The 18435-nt window shown below is 73.0% G+C and carries 14 protein-coding genes; 11 read left to right on the plus strand and 3 right to left on the minus strand.

Annotation, left to right across the window (positions count from 1 at the left end):
- Positions 1–56: 56 nt before the first annotated feature.
- From QOM21_RS32925 to QOM21_RS32935, 3 genes are all read right to left on the minus strand, one after another.
- Positions 57–1295: an ATP-grasp domain-containing protein gene (locus QOM21_RS32925; RefSeq protein WP_407554651.1), complete on the minus strand. Its 1239-nt coding sequence runs from the start codon at positions 1293–1295 to the stop codon at positions 57–59.
- A gap of 43 nt (positions 1296–1338) precedes the next feature.
- Positions 1339–2574 carry an MFS transporter gene (locus QOM21_RS32930; RefSeq protein WP_407554652.1) on the minus strand — a complete coding sequence of 412 codons (1236 nt, stop codon included), beginning with the start codon at positions 2572–2574 and terminating at the stop codon, positions 1339–1341.
- A gap of 165 nt (positions 2575–2739) precedes the next feature.
- Positions 2740–4434: an AMP-binding protein gene (locus tag QOM21_RS32935; protein WP_407554653.1), complete on the minus strand. Its 1695-nt coding sequence runs from the start codon at positions 4432–4434 to the stop codon at positions 2740–2742.
- 442 nt (positions 4435–4876) lie between these two features.
- Between QOM21_RS32935 and QOM21_RS32940 the strand changes: the two genes are divergently transcribed.
- From QOM21_RS32940 to QOM21_RS32990, 11 genes are all read left to right on the plus strand, one after another.
- Positions 4877–6133, plus strand: coding sequence for a condensation domain-containing protein (locus QOM21_RS32940; RefSeq protein WP_407554654.1), 1257 nt, complete (start codon positions 4877–4879; stop codon positions 6131–6133).
- A gap of 253 nt (positions 6134–6386) precedes the next feature.
- Positions 6387–8819, plus strand: coding sequence for an ATP-grasp domain-containing protein (locus QOM21_RS32945; protein WP_407554655.1), 2433 nt, complete (start codon positions 6387–6389; stop codon positions 8817–8819).
- A 31-nt stretch (positions 8820–8850) separates the two neighbouring features.
- Positions 8851–10530, plus strand: coding sequence for a carbamoyltransferase C-terminal domain-containing protein (locus tag QOM21_RS32950; RefSeq protein WP_407554656.1), 1680 nt, complete (start codon positions 8851–8853; stop codon positions 10528–10530).
- Positions 10530–11897, plus strand: coding sequence for a KamA family radical SAM protein (locus QOM21_RS32955; protein WP_407554657.1), 1368 nt, complete (start codon positions 10530–10532; stop codon positions 11895–11897). Before QOM21_RS32950 ends, QOM21_RS32955 begins: the two co-directional genes overlap by 1 nt.
- Positions 11894–13165 (plus strand): pyridoxal phosphate-dependent aminotransferase, encoded by a 1272-nt coding sequence (locus QOM21_RS32960; protein WP_407554658.1) that lies wholly within the window; start codon positions 11894–11896, stop codon positions 13163–13165. Before QOM21_RS32955 ends, QOM21_RS32960 begins: the two co-directional genes overlap by 4 nt.
- A gap of 46 nt (positions 13166–13211) precedes the next feature.
- Entirely contained in the window at positions 13212–13925 is a 714-nt protein-coding gene (locus QOM21_RS32965; protein ID WP_407554659.1) for a maleylpyruvate isomerase family mycothiol-dependent enzyme, read from the plus strand.
- 78 nt (positions 13926–14003) lie between these two features.
- Positions 14004–15140, plus strand: a complete 1137-nt coding sequence (locus tag QOM21_RS32970; RefSeq protein WP_407554660.1) for an acyl carrier protein — start codon at positions 14004–14006, stop codon at positions 15138–15140.
- A gap of 32 nt (positions 15141–15172) precedes the next feature.
- On the plus strand, positions 15173–15439 hold the full coding sequence (locus tag QOM21_RS32975) for an acyl carrier protein (RefSeq protein WP_407554661.1): 267 nt from the start codon (positions 15173–15175) through the stop codon (positions 15437–15439).
- Positions 15436–16623, plus strand: a complete 1188-nt coding sequence (locus tag QOM21_RS32980) for an acyl-CoA dehydrogenase family protein (RefSeq protein ID WP_407554662.1) — start codon at positions 15436–15438, stop codon at positions 16621–16623. The genes QOM21_RS32975 and QOM21_RS32980 overlap by 4 nt, the downstream gene beginning before the upstream one ends.
- Positions 16616–17797 carry an acyl-CoA dehydrogenase family protein gene (locus QOM21_RS32985; protein WP_407554663.1) on the plus strand — a complete coding sequence of 394 codons (1182 nt, stop codon included), beginning with the start codon at positions 16616–16618 and terminating at the stop codon, positions 17795–17797. Before QOM21_RS32980 ends, QOM21_RS32985 begins: the two co-directional genes overlap by 8 nt.
- Positions 17794–18435 carry a 4'-phosphopantetheinyl transferase family protein gene (locus QOM21_RS32990; RefSeq protein ID WP_407554664.1) on the plus strand — a complete coding sequence of 214 codons (642 nt, stop codon included), beginning with the start codon at positions 17794–17796 and terminating at the stop codon, positions 18433–18435. Before QOM21_RS32985 ends, QOM21_RS32990 begins: the two co-directional genes overlap by 4 nt.

Consider the following 18435-nt stretch of genomic DNA (forward strand, 5'->3'; position numbering starts at 1 on the left):
CTGCCCCAACAGGCCCGACAACAGGCGGAGTTACGGTGATGCCCCCGCCGGGCTCGTCACTCGGTCGCCAGCTCCACGATGAGGGAGTTCATGGCCTCGGCTGCTGCCTTGTTGACCTCCGCGGCCGTGCCGGCGCGCAGGATGAGGTGGCCGATGCGCGCCATGTTGTCGTGCGGGTCGCCGACTTCGTCGCCGGGCATTTTCGTCATGGCGGTCGCGGCGATGTGTTCCCCCTGCGGGAGCGCCCCGACCCGGCGCAGAGTGCCCGCCCGGGGTGCGGTGATGAATCGGATGGCGGCCGCCGCGTCGCGCCGCGGTGTCACGTCGGGCTGTCGGCCCAGGACGGTCCGGAGGTAGGCGCGCGCCACGTCGATGCCGAGCGCGTCGTGGACCAGCCGCATGATGTGGTCGCCGGGCGGGCGCGCCCCCACCTCGATGACCTTCGGGCGCCCCTTGCTGTCGACCTTCACCTCGGTGTGGGCGAGGCCGTTGCGCAGTCCCAGTGCGGTGAGGGCCTTGCTGGTGACCGCGTACACGGAGGCGCGGACGTCGGGGGCCAGCTCGGCCGGGACGGTGTGCCCGAGTTCGGCGCGGCTCGTGCCGGCCGTGGTGAATTTCTCCGTGATCACCAAGTGGTGTACGGCGCCCTCGAAGAGGACCGTCTCGACGCTGAACTCGTCGCCGTCCACGTACTCCTGGGCGAGCAGGGTGGTGTCCAGGGCGATTCCGTGCGGGTACTTGTGGGTCTGGTGCCGGGCCAGCCGGGCGGCGTCGGGCAGTTCCTCGGCCGACCGGACGACGGACACCCCGATCGAGGCCGCGTTCTCGGCAGGTTTGACGACGAGGGGGTATCGCCAACCGCTCTCCTCGATCCGTTGCGCCAGGCCCTGCGGGTCGGCCGCGTGAAGCGTGCGCGGGCAGGGAACGCCGTGGGCGGCGAACGCTTCGGCCGTCAGCCGCTTGTTGCGGCAGTGTTCCGCGCGTTCGGGGAGGTGGCCGGGGAGCCCGAGCTTCGCCGCGAGGCGGGTGGCGAGGGGGGACAGGAACTCCCAGACGGCGACGATGCCGTCGATGCCCCGCTCGCGGCAGAAGGCCGTCAGATCGTCGAGAGCTCGGTCCGGGTCGGCGAAGTCGGTGAAGACCGTGCCGGTGACCTTGCTCCGCAGTGCGGGGCGGTACCGCTCGTACAGCTCCTCGTGGGTGGCCACGTAGGTCTCCAGGCCGAGTCCGGTGGCGGCGGTCAGCATGTCCTCGCCGGCGGCGACGTCGGCCTCGATCAACAGGACTTTCTGCACGGTGCATTCCTTCCGGTGCGGGGGAACGGGCTGCGGCGAGACCTCACGGTGCGGCTCGTCGGCGGAGTGCCGGGGCGAGCCCCAGCTGGCACAGCGCCGCCAGGAGGGCGAGGGTGGTGCAGCTGAGCCACAGCGTGGTGGAGCCGATGACCAGGAGGCGGGTGCCGACGATCGGCGCGATCAGGAAGCCCGTTCCCCAGGCCATGCCGATCAGGCCGTTGTAGCGGCCGCGGAGCCGGGCGGGTGCGAGGTCGGCGACGACCGCCGCGGTGATCGCGAAGACCAGGATCTCGCCCAGTGTCGACACCGCGACCGCGACCGCGTACCCGACGGCGCTCGCGGCGGCGGCCGCCACGGCGTTGCCGCAGGCCGCGACGGCGAATCCGGTGGCCAGCACCCGGCTCTTGTCGAAGGCGGCCAGCCGGTGGCCGATCAGCGGCTGCATCGCGATGACGACGACGCCGTTGATGCCCATGACGATGCCGTAGGCGCTGCTGGACATACCGCTGCTCGTCATCGCCAGCGGCAGGGTGGCGAAGGCCTGTTGGAACACGATCGCGTAGAGAACGATGATCCCGGCGAAGGCCAGCATCACCCGGTCGCGCCCGACGGTGCGGAACCCGTCGGCACCGCGCTCCCGGACTGCCGGGCGGGTCTCGTCGATGGCGAGCCACACCAGCACCCCGAAGACCGTGCAGGCCCCCGCGTCCAGCCAGAACAGCAACTGGTAGCCATGGGAGGCGAGGTACCCGCCGAGCACCATGGCGAGCGAGAAGCCGAGGTTGATGGCCCAGAGCAGCAGGCCGTAGGCGCGGGTCCGGTCGGCGGCCGGTACCGCGTCGGCGACCAGGGCCTGGGCGGCGGGACGGAAGAGGTCGATGGTGATGCCGAGCACGAAGCAGGCGGCCACCAGCACCGTGAGGCTCTGGGCGTGTCCGAGCGCGAGCAGCGTGGCGCCGTTGGCCAGCATCCCGCCGGTCAGTGCCACCCGGCGGCCGAAGCGGTCGGCGATGTAGCCGCCGAGCGGCTGGGAGATCACCGAGCCGATGCCGGACACCGCGAGGATCATCCCGGTGGTGGCGATCGGGACGTCCCGCACGCCCGTCAGGTAGAGGCTCAGGAACGGGTTGACCATGGAGCCGAGACGGTTGACGAGGGACCCGCCCCACAGCACCCAGAACGCGCCCGGCAGCCCGCCCACCCGCACCCGGACGAATGCCCGCAGCCGCCCTCCGCCGTCCTCGCCGGTCTTCGGGAAGGGCACGTCGGTGCGGCTCACGATTCACTCCTGGGGGACGGGCGGCAGGGCGCGGGGCGGTGGTGTCGCGCGGCGGCCGCGGGCCGTCCGAAGACCGTCCTGCTGCCCGGGGGGACGCGTGGGCACGCGGTCGTCGTCGGATGCGTGGGGGTTGTCGGGCGGCGTCGGTGCCGGCGTACGGGCCGGTCAGCGCGCACGGCTGTGCCCGGTGGCCGGTGTCGTGGTCGGCGACTCCTGCGCGGCCCGCCCTTGTGCGGGCGCGGCGGCCGGTCGGCCGGTGGGCGGCGGGTCCGCTCGGCCGTCGGCCGCCCGTTCCGCGAGCGCCGCGCGGTCGACCTTCCCGTTCGAGGTCGTGGGCAGGCTGTCCAGCAGGTGGATCTCCTGCGGAACCATGTACGCGGGCAGGGTCTCGGCGCAGAACTCCCGGAGGTCACCGACGTCCCGCAGGTCGTGATGACGGGCGAGGACCACGAAGGCGGCCAGCTGGAGCCCGCCGCCGGGCTGCGGCAGGGGCATCGCGGCCGCTGCGGCGGCTCCGGGGAATTCCGCCAACCGCCGCTCCACCTCGCCCAGTTCGACGCGGTTGCCGTTGATCTGTACCTGCGCGTCGGTCCGGCCGCAGAAGTAGAACCGGCCGTCCGGCCCCTGGAACGCGAGGTCTCCGGTGCGCAGGACGTGCCCGGACTGCGGGGACAGCGGATCGGGGACGAGTGCCGAGCGGGTGGCCTCCGGGTCGTCCCAGTACCCGGTGAACAGGGCGGGGCTGCGCAGATGGATCTCGCCGGGCACGCCGGGCTCCTCGACCACCTCGCCGTTGTCGTTGACGAGCAGCATCTCGGCGCCGGGGTGGGCGATCCCGATGGAGAGCTTCTCCACCGTGTCCGGGAGGGGCCGCGGTACCTCCTCGAAGGAGCAGGCCATCGACTCGGTGCTGCCGTAGCAGTTGATGACCCGGGCGTGCGGCAGCAGGCGCTGGAGCAGCCGCAGTTCCGGCAGCGGGAACTCCTCGCCGCAGAAGAGGATCCCGCGCAGCCGGTCGAGCCCGGCCAGCCGTTCGGGCTCGTGGCGCAGTGCCTGCCGCCAGATCGACGGTACGCCGTTGACCTGGGTGGCACCGGTCTCGCGCAGCACCCGCAGCAAGTGCCGTGGCCAGCGCACCAGATGCTGCGGGACGGGCACCACGGCGGCGCCGCTGCCCAGCGCCAGGCCGATGTTGAGCAGCGAGAAGTCGAACTGCAGTGGCGAGGTGCCGGCGATGCGGTCCTCGGGACCGGCGAAGCCGTACGCCAGCATGCCCCGGTAGAACGCGACCACCGCCCGGTGGCTCATCACCACGCCCTTGGGCCGGCCGGTGGTCCCCGAAGTGAAGATCATGTATGCCGGGTCGGTGACGCAGGCGGCCCGGCGCCGGGGCCTGCGGGGTGCGGGGGAGCGTTCGGTCAGCAGGCCGTCCGGGCCGAACCGGGCGGTTCCGACGGACGCGGGGAGGCCCAGGCGCTCGCCGTCGGAGGTCTGCAGATGGAGGTCGGGGCGGACGGCCTCGATGATCGAGAGCAGTCGCGGGTGCGGCGTCCCGGGACTCACCGGGACGAAGGTGAGGCCCGTTCGGGAGCAGGCGAGCAGCATCGCGAGGGACAGGGCGGTGGTGTCCGCCTCCAGGACGACCCGGCCGCCGATCCCGATGCCGAGGGCATCGAGCGCGGCCGCATAGCTGTCCACCAGAGCGCCGAGTTCCGCGTAGGTCGTCACGGCCGGCGGTTGGCCGGGCCGTACGGACTCGATGACGGCGGGGTCGCCGGGGGTGTGCCGGGCCGGGTCGAGCAGGAAGTCGTGGAGGAATTCCCCGACGGCATCGGGCCCGGTGTGCGGCTGCTGACTCACGTTGATGCGACCCCTCGTTTCTGCGTGAACGGTGAACCGTGCCGGGCGGGCCTGAGCCCACCGGCGTGTGGGGGCGTCGTCAGTCGGAACGGGCCCTGGTCATCGGCCCGGTCGACGAGTGGCATCGCCACTGCCCCAATGTTCCGTTGTCCGGAAAATGACTTCCGGAGATTGGCGATCAGGCTCTCATGTCGTCGGAGGGTGTGGCGTGTGAGGTGGGTCACTGTCGAGCTGAAGGGGTGCCGCCCACGCGAGAGGGGCTGGTGGGGGCTCGACCGGCTCGTCAAGTCGAGGAAATGTGACACCGGTTGAGGGTCGCGAGGGACTCGGCGGGTGCCTTCGTGAGGAATTCGTTCTGGACAGGCTTCAACGGACTGTGGCAGCGTCGGGCATGCATGGAACTTAGTTTTCGTATGCTGGAATTGCTCAAATGGGGGAGCGTATGTCCGAGGCGAGACCGCTTTCGTTGGGTCAGCTCTCGGTTTGGCACGACATCCGCGGCCTGCCGGCCGCGCGGTGGCACGAGCCGAACAACGCGGCGGTCTGGCCACTGCCGCCAGGTGTCGACCGGGCGCGGGCGGGTACGGCGCTGCGGGCCGTCGTCGCCCGCCACCCTTCGCTGAGGACGCGCTACGACCTCCAGGACCCGGACGCGCCAAACCAGTTGGCCCCCGACGACCCGCTGGACGACGACCTCCCGAGCATCGACGACGGCGGCGCCGACCCCGAGGCCGTCGCCGCCGAGCTGGCCGCCGAGCCCTTCCACCTCGGGCGCCGACACGGCTGGCGGGCACGGCTGCTCACCCACCGGGGCGCCGCCTCGCATCTGGTGTTCGTCAAGCACCACATCGCCGCGGACGCCTGGGCACAGGAACTGCTCCAGCAGGAGTTCCGGCAGGCACTCGCCGACCCCGACGGCCTCGGCCCGCTGCCGCCCGGCCCCGCCGAACTCGCCGCGGACCAGCACACTCCCGCCGGCCTCCGGCGGCAGTCCGCCGCCCTCGACCACTGGAAGCGGCTCCTCGCCCGCGCCCCGTCCGCCCCGCTGCCCCGCACCGCCGACACCGTCCTCCAGGGAACCCTGCGCTCCGGTGCCGCCCGCCGGGCCGCGCACGCCGTCGCCGAGCAGGCGCAGGTGTCGGTCTCCAGCGTCGTCCTGGCCGCTTATGCCCGCGGTGTGGCCCGGATCTGCGGCACCGACGCCCTGCTGGTGCAGCTGATGAGCGCCAACCGGTTCGCCGGTCGCTGGAAGGGCCTGGTCACCTCGATGAACCAGTGGGTGCCGGCCCTGCTCGACGACGCCCGCAACGACGACCTGCACGCGCTGGCCACGGCCGTCCACTGGAGCGGCCTCACCGCCGTCCGGCACGGCATGTACGACGTGACCGCCGTCGCGGCGCTGCGCGCGCGTCTGCCCGACGCCCCCGAGCCGACCTGCGCCTTCAACTACGTGGCCGTACCGGGAAGCACCCCGCCCGGCGACTCCCGGGACGGGCAGGCGGATTCGGGCGCCGACACACCCGTCATCACCTGGGAGGAGCCCTTCACCACGATCGGCCCACGGTGCTACGCCCGCGCACTGGAGACCGCGGACAGCCTCACCGTGCGGCTCACGGCCAAGGACGTCGGCCGGCAGCAGTGCGCGGACGTGCTCCTGGGTATCCATCAGGCCCTGCTGACCGCCGCCGGACGGCGCTGACCGAACGGAGGGTGCACCCGGATCGCGGACCGGACACGGCGACCGCGACGCCCGATCGAACGGGCCCGCGCAGCGGCCCTCCCCGCCCGCGCCCCGAGCGGAACCCGCCGCACCCGGCGCCTTTGTACCGACGAAGCCGGGCCGCCGCATCGCCACCCGGCAGCCGTGCCGCGCCGCGCACTCCGCCCTGCGGCCCGAAGCCGCGCCGCCCCTTCGCTTCGCCCCTGCCCGTACTGCCCCAGGAGCCCTCTCCGTGCCCGAACACGTGATGATCATCCATCGCTGGACCGACCACTACGCCGACTACGCCGCCTACATCGACCACGGCGTCCACCGTGTCAGCTACCTCACCACCGAGCGCGCCGCACGCCATCTGCCGACCGAACTGGCGGCCGGAATAAGGCTCGTGGACAGCACGGAGAACGCCAAAGCGGTCCGCGACGCCATCGCCTCCCTCGTCGAACGCATCGGCCCGCCCACCCGGATCGTCGCCCTTCAGGAGACCGACCTCGACCTCGCGGCCGAACTGCGGGGCGAGTTCGCGCTGCCCGGCCCGCGAGACGAGGAACTGGCGCCGCTGCGCGACAAACTGCTGATGGCGCAGCGTCTCGCCGAAGCGGGCATCGCGGTGCCCGCGACAGCCGGGGCGCCGGACCCCGACGCGGTGGCCGCCTTCGCCGACCGGCACGGCTGGCCGGTGCTGCTCAAACCCCGCCGCGGCACCGCGAGCGCCGGCATCACCCGGCTGGACTCCCCGGAGGCGCTGCGCGACCACCGCTTCCCCGGGGACGGCGACCTGCTCGTACAGTCGTGGCTGCCGGACCAGGTCCTGCACGTCGACGGCATCTTCACCGGTGAGGGGCTCGGCGCGTGGCGGGCCTCGCGCTATCTGAGCACCTGCCTGGAGTTCACCGCCGGCGCGGCCCTCGGTTCCGTCGAGATCGACGACCCCGAACTCCTGCGCCGGGTCGAGGAGATCACCACCGCGACGGCAGGCGCGATGTTCACCGGTCCCTCCGTCTTCCACCTGGAGCTCTTCGCGAGCGACACCGGCGCACTGACGGTCCTGGAGATCGGGGCCCGGCCCGGCGGCGCCGAGGTCCCCTTCATCTGGCGCGAAGTGCACGGCATCGACCTGATGGCCGCGGCCTTCGCCCACCAGACCGGCGCCGAGGACCCCTCCGCCCGCCGCGTCGACGACCCGGCCCGGGTGGCGGGCTGGCTGCTCGTACCACCCTCCGCGCCGATGCCCTGCCGGGTCCGTTCGCTCACCACCCGCGACGAGCCCGACCGGTACGCCGAAGTCCTCCCGGAGGTCGGCGCGTTGCTGACCGGTGGCGGTTACGAGCACGCCGGGGTGCGCTTCCGCTTCCGCGGGGGCAGCAGCGCCGAGGTGGCGGACGCCGTGCAGCGCACCGCGCGGGACACCGAACTGCGGTGCGTGCCTGTCGACCCCGGGGCCCCCGCGCAGCTCGTCGTTGTGGGCTGCGGCAACCCGCCGTACCGGAGGTACGCGCTGGACGCCGTCGCCGCGCGGGTCGATACCGCGCTCGTTCAGCACACCGACATCGACTGGCAGCGCGCGTACGTCGGGGACCGGTTCCGTGTCGCGGACCCCTCCGACCCCTCGGCCGTCACCGGGGCCGTGGCCGCCCTGCTGGCCTCCCACGCCGGCCCCGGCGCCGTACTGACCTGGGACGAGACGCTGCTGGAGAGCACCGCCGAGGCCGCCCGCCGGCTGGGCCTGCCGCATATGAGCCCGGAGGCGGTGCGGCGCTGCCGCGACAAGCTCACCACCCGCAGGCTGCTCGGTGCCGCCGGAGTCCCCTCCGCCGGATTCCGCCATGTGCGCACCGCACAGGAGGCGTTGGCGGCGGCGGAGTCGCTCGGCTGGCCCGTGGTGGTCAAGCCCCGTGCCCTGGCGGGCAGCATCGGCGTCACCCTCGCGGCCGGCCCCGACCAGCTCTCGCACGCCGTCGAGCAGGCGCTGACCGCCACTTTCCCCGGCATCGGCGCACGGGACGGCGCCCTCGTGGAGGAGTATCTGTCCGGGCCCGAAATCAGCGTGGACTGCGCGGTGTTCGACGGCGCGGTACGGGTCGTGAACGTCGCGCACAAGCGCCTCGGCTTCGCGCCGTACTTCGAGGAGACCGGCCACCTCGTCGCCCCCTGGCGCGCCGAGCCCTGGGCCGACGAGGTGCAGGCCGTGGTCACCGACGCCCACACCGCGCTCGGCATCCGCACCGGCCTCACCCACACCGAACTGCGCCTCACCCCCACCGGACCACGCGTCGTCGAGGTCAACGGCAGGCTCGGTGGCGACTTCATCCCGCTGCTCGGCACGCTCGCCACCGGCGTCGACCCGGTCGCGGCAGCCGCCGACATCGCCCTCGGCCGCACCCCCGATCTCCGGCCCACGCGTGATCGCTGCGCCGAGGTCCGCTTCATCTACCCCGAGTGCGACGGTGTGGTGCAGACCCTCGACCTGACCGCCGCCGCGGCCGAGCCCGGCATCGTCGAAGCCGTCGCGCTCGCCGCCCCGGGCAGCCGGCTGCTGCTGCCGCCCCGCGGGATCGTGCCGCGGCTCGCCGCCCTGCTCGCCGTCGGAGAGACCCCCGAGGAGTGCGCGGCCGCCCTCGACCGCGCCCGGCACGGCGTCCGGCACGCCCTCATCCCGCTTCCGTGACCCCACCACCGGCCAACGAAGAGAGAAACCCATGACCTGGATTCTGGGAGTCAACGCGCCGCCCACCGGCTGGCACGACAGCGCCGCCTGCCTCCTCGACGGCGACGGCGAGATCATCGCCTTCTCCGAGGAGGAGCGGTGCAACCGGCACCGGCACTCCCTCTACCGCAAGCCGCTGAGCGCCGCCCGATTCTGCCTGGAGCAGGCCGGCATCTCGCCGGCCGACATCGACGTCGTCGCCCTGGGCTGGGACAGCGAACAGCTCTACCCGCGCCGCTTCGCCGACGACGCCGCCTTCCTCGCCTACGCCGTCGGACTGGACTTCGGCGACCGGATTCCGGAGGTCGTACGCGTACCCCACCACCAGGCGCACGCGGCCTCCTCCTTCTACGCCTCCCCGTTCTCCAAGGCCGGCGTGCTGGTCGTCGACGGACACGGCGAGAACGAGTCCTCCACCATCTGGACCTACGAGGACGGCGCGGAACCCCGCCTGGAGCGCACCTGGCAGCGCACCGCCTCGCTCGGCTACGCCTACGACGCGGCCTCCACCTGGCTCGGCTTCTCCTTCCTCAACGCGGGGAAGACGATGGGCCTGGCCGCCTACGGCCGCGCTGGGCAACTCGATGTGGAATCCCTCGTGGACATCGAGGCCGAGGACTTCCGCCTCGCCGTCGAACCGCTCGCCGAGAGCCGGGGGAGCGCCACCGCCGAGGAGATCAAGGAGCACTACGACACCGTCGTCGGCCGGTGGCGGGAGCGCTATACGAAGATCGTCGGCGCGGACGGTCCGAGTGCCCCCGAGGAGCGGCTCACCGAGGACCCGAACGCGATCCTCGTCGCCTACACCGCGCAGCGCCTCATCGAGGAGACCGTCACCCATCTCGCCTCGCTGACCCGCAAGGCGTCCGGCGTCGAGCAGCTGTGCCTCAGTGGCGGCGTCGCGCTCAACTGCAGCACCAACGGCACCCTGCCCGGCCCGCTGTACGTCCCGCCGGTGCCCCACGACGCGGGGGTCGCCCTGGGTGCCGCCTGGACCGTCCGCCCGCCGAAGCGGCGCACCGGAGCGCTGAGCCCCTACCTGGGCACGGACATCGACGGCGCCGGTGGCACCCCGATCCGGGCCGGACTGGACACCTCGGACCTCGTCCGCGGCGACCTGGACATCGACCAGCTGACCTCGTTGCTGCTGGACGGCAAGGTCGGCGCGGTCGCCCAGGGCCGCGCCGAGGTCGGCCCGCGCGCCCTGTGCCGCCGGTCGATCATCGCCGTGCCGAACACCGCGGACGTCAACACCCGCGTGAACGTCATCAAGAACCGCGAGCAGTGGCGCCCCTTCGCCGGCGTCACCCGGCCCGGCTACGGCGCACGGCTCTGGGAGCAGCAGGAGCACCTCAGCCGCTACATGCTCGGCGCGGCCAAAGCCACCGCACTCGGCCGCAGCGTCGCCCCCGGAGTCGTCCACGTCGACGGCACCACCCGGCCGCAGGTGCTGCACGGTGACGAGGCACCCGCGGTGGGCGCCGTTCTGGACGCGCTGGAGCGCCAGGGCGTGCCCCCGGTCCTGCTCAACACCTCCTTCAACGACAAGGGCGAGCCGATCGTCAACACCGCTGCCGACGCACTGAGCGCGTTCCGGGCCATGGACCTCGACTTCCTGGTGCTCGGCGACGAGCTGTACCGCAAGACCGACCGGACGGGAGGTGTGCGCTGATGCCGGCCGCTCCGGCGGAACCGGCCAGGTTCCGTGCCTTCGGCCCGCGCCACATCGACGAGATCGCCGCTCGCCACGGGCTGCCGGACGACATCCGGGAGACGGTGCGCAGGATCTCGCTGGTGCTGCCCTTCCGCGTCAACTCCTATGTGCTGTCCCACCTCATCGACTGGGACCGGGTGCCCGACGACCCGATGTTCCAACTGACCTTCCCCCAGCACGGCATGCTGGCGGGGGCCGACGAGGACCAGCTGGCGAAGCTGTCCGCGGACCCCGCCGACAAGCTGCTGCTGCGGGAGACGGTCCAGGAGATCCGCGGCCGCCTCAACCCGCACCCCTCCGGTCAGCAGCAGCTCAATGTGCCGAGCCACGAGGGTGTGCAACTGCCGGGCCTCCAGCACAAATACCGCGAGACGGTGCTCTACTTCCCGGGCCAGGGCCAGACCTGCCACGCGTACTGCACCTACTGCTTCCGCTGGGCGCAGTTCATCGGGGACGCGGATCTGCGCTTCGCCGCCCCCGATCCACGCGGTCTCATCGACTACCTGGCCGGGCACCCCGAGGTGCACGACGTCCTGGTCACCGGCGGTGACCCGATGGTGATGTCCACCGAGCGGCTGCGCAGCCATCTGGAGCCCCTGCTCGGCGTCGAGTCGGTGCGGACGATCCGGATCGGTACCAAGTCGGTGGCCTACTGGCCCCAGCGGTACGTCACCGACCCCGACGCCGACGACGTCCTGCGGCTGTTCGAGCAGGTCGTGGCCTCGGGGCGGCAGCTCGCGGTGATGGCTCACTTCAGCCATCCGCGCGAGCTGGAGACCGACCTCGCGCGACGGGCGGTGGCCCGGATCCGGGCCACCGGGGCCGTGGTCTACTGCCAGGCGCCCCTGATCGCGCACGTCAACGACGACGCCCGGGTCTGGAGCGAGCTGTGGCGGGCCGAGCTGGCGGCCGGTGCGGTGCCGTACTACCTGTTCGTCGAGCGTGACACCGGGCCGTACGACTACTTCAAGGTGCCGCTGGGCCGGGCGGTGGAGATCTTCACCGAGGCGTACCGGACGCTGCCCGGGCTCGCCCGTACGGTGCGCGGACCGGTCATGTCGGCGACGCCGGGCAAGGTCGTGGTCGACGGCGTCGAGGAGACGCCCGAGGGGGCCTGCTTCCAGCTGCGGATGCTCCAGGCGCGCAACCCCGCCCTGGTGGGCAGGCCGTTCCGGGCCCGGTACGCGGCCGATGCCGCCTGGCTCGACGACCTGGAGCTGGACCCCGCGACCCCCGCCGACATCGCGGCAGCCGTGCGCGGCACCGCGCCGCCCGCGACGGGTGCCGCCCGCTCCGCGGACGCTACGGAAAGGACCGCGACATGACCGCCGTCACGGTGGCCCCGCCCTCCCCGAACCTGGCGCTCAACCAGCTGGTGGACCAGCGCCGCGCCGCCGGGGACCACCTGGTCCACCTCGCGTTCGGTGAGGCGCGGCTGCCGGTGCTGCCGCAGCTGACCGCACAGCTGGCCGCCGGTGCGGCGCGCTCGGCCTACGGGCCGGTCGCGGGCGCGCAGGACGTACGCGACGCGGTGGCCGGCTACTTCACCCGCCGCCGGCTGCCCACCGACGCCGACCGGGTCGTCGTGGCGCCTGGCAGCAAGCCCCTGCTGATGGCGCTGCAACTCGTCATCCCCGGCGATGTGCTGCTGCCGCGGCCCGCCTGGAACACCTACGCGCCCCAGGCGGAGTACGCGGGCAAGCGGGTCTTCGGCGTGCCGATCCCGGCGGAGTGCGGCGGAGTTCCCGACCCGGGCGTCCTGCGCGCGACGATCCGCCGAGCGCGGGCCGCCGGCGGCGACCCTCGGCTGCTGGTGCTCACCCTGCCCGACAACCCGACCGGCACCCTCGCGCCGCCCCCGGTCATCCGGGAACTGTGCGCGGTCGCCGAGGCCGAGGACCTGCTGATCGTCTCGGACGAGATCTACCGCGACATCGTCCACCACCCGGACACCACGCCCTTCCTCAGCCCGGCCGAAGTGGCCCCGGAGCGCACCGTCGTCACCACCGGGCTGTCCAAGACCCTCGGGGTCGGCGGCTGGCGGATCGGCGCGGCACGCTTCCCGGCGGGGGAGACCGGGGCGCTGCTGCGGGACGCGGTGGTATCGGCGGCCAGCGAGCTGTGGTCGACGCTCGCCGGGCCGATGCAGCAGGTCGCGCGGTACGCCTTCGAGGAGCCGCCGGAGATCGTCGAGCGGATGCGGGCGAGCGCGCGGCTGCACGGCGCGGTGGCACGGGCGGTGCACCGCATCGCCGTCGATGCCGGTGCCACCTGCCGCCCGCCCACCGGCGGGTTCTACGTCTACCCGGACTTCGAGCCGCTGCGCGGCCGGTTGGCCGGGCGGGGCGTCACGGACTCGGCGTCCCTCGCGGCCCGTCTCCTCGACGACTCGGGGATCGTCGTGCTGGCCGGCCACCTGCTGGGCGACGACCCGCGGGCGCTGCGCTTCAAGGCCGCGACCAGCCTGCTGTACGGAGACCCGCAGCAGCAGGAGGAGGCCCTGCACGCGGACGACCCGACGCGTCTGCCGCACATCGCGGGCGAACTGACCAGGATCGCCGAGGCTTTCGACCGGATCCGAGCCGCCGGATGAGCCACCGGCAGAAGCCGCCGTCCGACCTCCGTCCAGAGGAGACACGTTGAAGGAAATCCCGCCCACCCCGGAATCGTTCGCGGCCCTCGACACCGCGGCGGAGCGGCTGCTGGCCGGCTTGGCGAGCCTCGACGACGACGGCGTCGCACGGCCCTCCGCACTCCCCGGCTGGACACGCGGCCATGTCCTCAGCCACCTGGCACGCCAGGCCCCGGCACTGGAACGGCTGCTGGAATGGGCCCGTACGGGAGTGGAGACCCCGCAGTACGCGTCCCGCCAGGCCCGGGACGCCGAGATCGAGGCGGGCGCCCACCGGACGGCCGCCGCGCTGGTGGCGGACGTCAGGGAGACCGCGGCGCACTTCCGGCGCACCGTCGCGGAGCTGCCCGCGCCGGCCTGGCAGGCCACCGTCCGGCCGTTCACCGGTGAACTGTGCACACCCCGGCGGATCTTGGTGATCCGTCTGCGGGAGCTCGAACTCCACCACGTGGACCTGGCCATCGGCTACGGCGTCGATGACATCCCCGCACCCGCCCTGGAGATCATTCTGGCCGATGTGCTCGGCTACTACGCCGAGGCCGCGGGCGTACCGGACTTCGCCCTGCGCGACGGTCAGGGGACGGTGCTCGCCCGCTTCGGCGCCGGTGGCCCCCTCGTCACCGGCAGCCGCGCGGCCGCGCTCGGCTGGCTCTCCGGCCGTACCGCCGGGGCGGGGCTCACCTCGACGGGCGCGATGCCCGTACTGCCCAAGTGGCTCTGAACGCAATGGCGGAGAGCCGCTGCGCATCACCCTCCTCCCCCTCTCCCGGCTCTTGACGACCAAGGAACGTGAACGGAAATGGCAGACACAGCGGAACGGCAACAGCTCGCGCTCGACTCGGTCCACACCGGCCTGCTGGACTGCGTCCAGGTCAATCTGGCGGTGCTCGCCGACCACCACTACGGTCCCGGAACGCATCTGCGTCTCGGCGCGGCCCTGCACTTCCGCTCCTGGGAAGGGGCGAACGGTCTGCCGACCGTGGACCCGCCCCTGGCCGAGCACCTGGACGCGGCGCCCCGCCTCCTCGGGCTGCGGGTGGCCACCCGCGAACGGTTGCCCCGGGCCGCCATGGCGACCGCGCTCGCGGAACGGGGCGGAACGCACTACGCCGTCGCGGACTCCTTCCACCTGCCCTGGCTGCCCTATCACGGGCAGGCGCACATGGAGCACAGCTTCCTGATCGCCGCCGGAGACGGCGGCTGGCACATCACCGACGCCTACCGCAGTGAGACCCAGTGGGGGCCGGCCGAGCCCGGCCACTGGCTGCTGTCGGCCAAGGACCTGGCGGGTATCGAGTCGGCCGACGTCCTCACGCTGGAGAGGACGGGAGAGCCCCTCCCCGCCGCGCCGCCCGTACTGTCCGTGGACGAGGCCGCGGTGCAGGAGTACCTCGACGCCTACGACGCCTGCCCGGACCGCCCTCGCGCCGTCGAGCGACTCACCGTCGAGACCTGGCTGTTGGCCCGAGCGCGGAAACTGCATGCGAAGTACCGTGCGCGGTGCGCCGGCCGGAGCGAGGAAACCGATGCCGAGCGCGCGCACCTGCACGCCTGGGACAAGGTCGTCGAGCAGACCTACCTCGCCCACCGCCGGGTCGCCCGGGGCCGCGCCGAGCCGCCCGGCCTGGTGGACCGGCTGCGGGAAGCCCTCGCCGCCGACCGCACCATCTTCCGCGCCGGACCCGCCGTGTCCCCGGCACCGGACGACGATGCGCTGCGCGATCGTGTGGCCGCCGTCGCCGGTGCGGTGCTCGGCGTGCCCGCCGGTGATCTGCTCACCGGCGCACCACTCGACTCCTTCGCCTCCTTCAGCTCCTTCCGGCTGATCGAGATCATCGAGCGGCTGGAGAGCGAGCTGGACCGGGAGTTCGACGCCGACCTCCTCATCCCGGAAAACCTCCGCCGGGTCGACGACCTGTGCCGTCTCGCCCGTTGAAGCACCCCGCAACCCACGAGAGGACTCCCGTCATGGACTCCCGTTTCACCGAGCTGCTGCGCCCCTTCCTCAAGCACGCGGGCGCCGGCGAGCTCGTCATCACGCCCGACACCGACCTGCGCAAGCTGGGTGTCGACTCCATGCAGGCCATCGAGCTGCTCTTCGCCGTCGAGGACACGTTCGGGATATCCCTGCCGGACGAGGAGCTGAACGACGCCACCTTCGCCACCGCGGGCAGCCTCTGGGGCGTCATCCACGCCCAGCTCCCCGACGCGCCGACGGGTGAGGTGACCGCATGAGTAGCGCTTCCACCGGCCGGCCGGAGGGCGGCCACCTCGATGTGTCGGCCGCTCTGTCCGAGGTCGCCGAGGTCACCGAGCGGCACGCCGAGCGCACCGACGAGTCCGCGCAGTTCCCCGTCGAGGCGCTGGCCGCCCTGCGCCGCACCGGGCTGCTCGGCCTCCTAGTCCCCACCGCCCACGGCGGCCTCGGCGGCACCGCCCGGGATCTGGTGGCGGCGGCACAGACGCTCGGGCGCAGCGATATGTCCGTCGGGATGATCTTCGCGATGCACTGCCAGCAGACCGAGGCGGTCATCCGGTACGGGCACGAGCGGCTGCGCAAGGAACTCCTGCCGGGCATCGCGGCAGGGGAGATCTATCTCGCCTCCGTCACCACGGAAGCCGGCAAGGGCGGTCACCTGCTCAGCGCCGACGCCCAACTCGCCGATGAAGGCACGGACTTGGCGATCGACCGGTTCGCCCCCATCGTCACCGGCGGCCTGCACGCCGACGGCTTCCTCATCACCATGCGCAGTCCACACGCCGAGACCACGAACGAGGTGTCGCTGGTCTACGCCCACCGCGACGCACTCGACATCAGCGGATCGGGGGACTGGCAGCCGATGGGCATGCGCGCCAGCCACAGCGTCGCGCTCCGGCTGACCGGCAGCATCCCCGCGCACCACGTGGTGGGCGAACACGGCGAGTTCCACCGGATCGCCGCGGAGATCTTCGGCCCGCTGGCGCACCTGGGCTGGTCGGCCGCGTGGCTCGGCACCGCCGCGGGTGCCCTGTCGCGCGTGCTGCGGCTCCTGCGCAGCCCGGACGGCCGCGCCCGCTTCGACCTCACCTCGGAACTCCTGCTCACCCGCATAGCCCGCGCGCGCCAACGGCTGGACAGCGTCCACGCGCTGCTTCAACAGACCCTCCGTACGGTGGAGTCCGGTCAGGACCTCTCCGCCGCGGCGCGTCAACTCCAGCTCAACTCACTGAAGATCACCGCGTCCGAGCAGTGCTTCGCCGCGGTGGACGACCTGATCGCCGCGGTCGGTCTGCGGCACGGCTACCTCAAGGACTCGCCGACCCGGCTCGAACGCGCCCTGCGGGACCTGCGCTCCGCGGCGCTGAACTACAGCAACGACCGGCTGCTCCTCGCCGACGGCAGGCTGGCACTGCGCGACCAGGGAGTCAGCTTTGCCTGAAACGCCTCAGGAGCCGTCCGCGCCGGCGCCGTCCGCGCACGAAGCTCCCGCGCCGGCAGCCGCAACGGCCCCGGCCGCCACCGGCCATGCCGCACTCGACGCGCTGCCGCGTACCGCGAGCGGCGCCCAGGTCTGGGCCGCGCTCGGCCGGGCCGGCCTGATCACCCGGGCCTACCGGGACGGCGATGTCCGGGCGGGAGCCGATCCCGACGGGCTCGCGCAGCTGCTCGCCGCGGTCGACTCCCGCTTCTCCCTCGCCGCCACCCTGTCGGTGAGCGTGCAGCTGGCCACCGCGCTGCCCATCCTCGCCACGGGCAGTTCGCAGGTGGCGCGGCAGGCGCTCGCGAGCGCCCTCGCAGGCCGGGCCACCATCGCCCTGGCGGCCACCGACGTCACCGCCGGGACGGATCTCACCGCACTGCGCACCCGGGTACGGATCGACGACGACGGCCTGGAAGTGACCGGAGAGAAGAACTGGATCGCCAACACCACCACGGCGGCCTTCTTCCTCGTCCTGGCCCGGCACCGCCCCGGCCGGCACTTCACCCACTTCACCTGGGTCCTGGTGCCGGCGGACGCCCCGGGGGTCACCCCGTGCCCCGCCGATTCCGTCCTGTTCGCCGACTCGGGCGCGGGCCACGTCGTCCTTGACGGAGTGCGGCTCGACCGCGGCCACCTCCTGGGCCGGGTCGGATTCGGACTGCCGCTCTTCGCCCGCCACATCGCCACCGAACGGCTCGCCGGGGCGCAGTGGGGCGTCGCCCTGTGCCGCCGGGTGCTCGACGACACCCTCCGCCACCTCTCCGGCCGCCCGCACGGCGAGGGAACCCTGTGGGACCTGGACGGCGTGCGCCGGACCTTCGCGGCCTGCCTGGTGCGGGTGCGCGAACTCCAGGCGCTGGTGGCCTACCACGCTGAGCAGGTCGCGGTACGTCACGACACCACGGCCGCCGCCACCCTCAAGGCAGCAGCGGGGGCGACCGTCAACCACGTCCTCACCGAGTGCGGACAACTGTGGGGAGCGGCCGGCTTCGCGACCGGCGGCATCCAGGAACTCCGCGCGCAGGCAGCGCTGTTCGGCATCGGCGGCGGAGCGAACGAAGTGGTCCTCGGCGCGGTGGCGGACGCCGCCGAGGCCGTCCTCGCCGACATGGCACGGACGGCGCACACATGACGGCTCCGCTCATGGTCGAGGACCGCATCTGGGTAAGCACCTCCTCCGTAGGACGGGTGAAGCCCAGCGCACACCGCGACGACCTGCGCCGCGCGAGCACCCTGCCCGAGTGGCGTACCCGCGAGTTCCTCGCCGGTCGCGCGCTGCTGCGAGAGCTGATCGCCGCGGTGTGCCCTGACCTGGCCGCCGCCGACATCCCCGCGGACCCGCGGGGAAAACCCCGGCTACGCGGGCACGCCACGGTCGGGATCAGCGTTTCGCACAGCGAAGGCGCGCTCGCCGCGGGGGTCGCGATCGGACGCGACCTCGGAGTGGATGTACAGCGGCCCGGCTCCACCGTCACTCCGTCGTTCGCCCGCCGGCTGCTGCGCGGGCACGCCCCCAGGATCACCGCACTCCCCCCGGCACGGGCCGCCGAGGAGGTGGCATGGGTGTGGACCGCCCAGGAGGCGTGCGTCAAGGCCGGCGGGGCCGGCCTCTCCGGGCGCCCCTGGACCATCGACGTGCCACCGGGCGCGCGGGCCGGCCGCTGGGGCGACCACCGCTGGCTCAGCCTGCGCGATCACTCACCCCTTCCGCTGAGCTGCGCGTTCTCCGCGTCACCCAGAGACCCCGCACACGAGAAAGGCGAACGGTGA

The sequence above is a fragment of the Streptomyces sp. Pv4-95 genome, from assembly GCF_045782725.1.
In the GTDB taxonomy this organism is placed as follows: Bacteria; Actinomycetota; Actinomycetes; order Streptomycetales; family Streptomycetaceae; genus Streptomyces.

Excerpts from the sequence above, each read along its gene's own strand:
- QOM21_RS32975 (WP_407554661.1), top strand. The coding sequence starts at position 15,173 with ATGGACTCCCGTTTCACCGAGCTGCTGCGCCCCTTCCTCAAGCACGCG.
- QOM21_RS32990 (WP_407554664.1), top strand. The coding sequence starts at position 17,794 with ATGACGGCTCCGCTCATGGTCGAGGACCGCATCTGGGTAAGCACCTCC.
- QOM21_RS32970 (WP_407554660.1), top strand. The coding sequence starts at position 14,004 with ATGGCAGACACAGCGGAACGGCAACAGCTCGCGCTCGACTCGGTCCAC.
- QOM21_RS32940 (WP_407554654.1), top strand. The coding sequence starts at position 4,877 with ATGTCCGAGGCGAGACCGCTTTCGTTGGGTCAGCTCTCGGTTTGGCAC.
- QOM21_RS32950 (WP_407554656.1), top strand. The coding sequence starts at position 8,851 with ATGACCTGGATTCTGGGAGTCAACGCGCCGCCCACCGGCTGGCACGAC.
- QOM21_RS32980 (WP_407554662.1), top strand. The coding sequence starts at position 15,436 with ATGAGTAGCGCTTCCACCGGCCGGCCGGAGGGCGGCCACCTCGATGTG.
- QOM21_RS32960 (WP_407554658.1), top strand. The coding sequence starts at position 11,894 with ATGACCGCCGTCACGGTGGCCCCGCCCTCCCCGAACCTGGCGCTCAAC.
- QOM21_RS32955 (WP_407554657.1), top strand. The coding sequence starts at position 10,530 with ATGCCGGCCGCTCCGGCGGAACCGGCCAGGTTCCGTGCCTTCGGCCCG.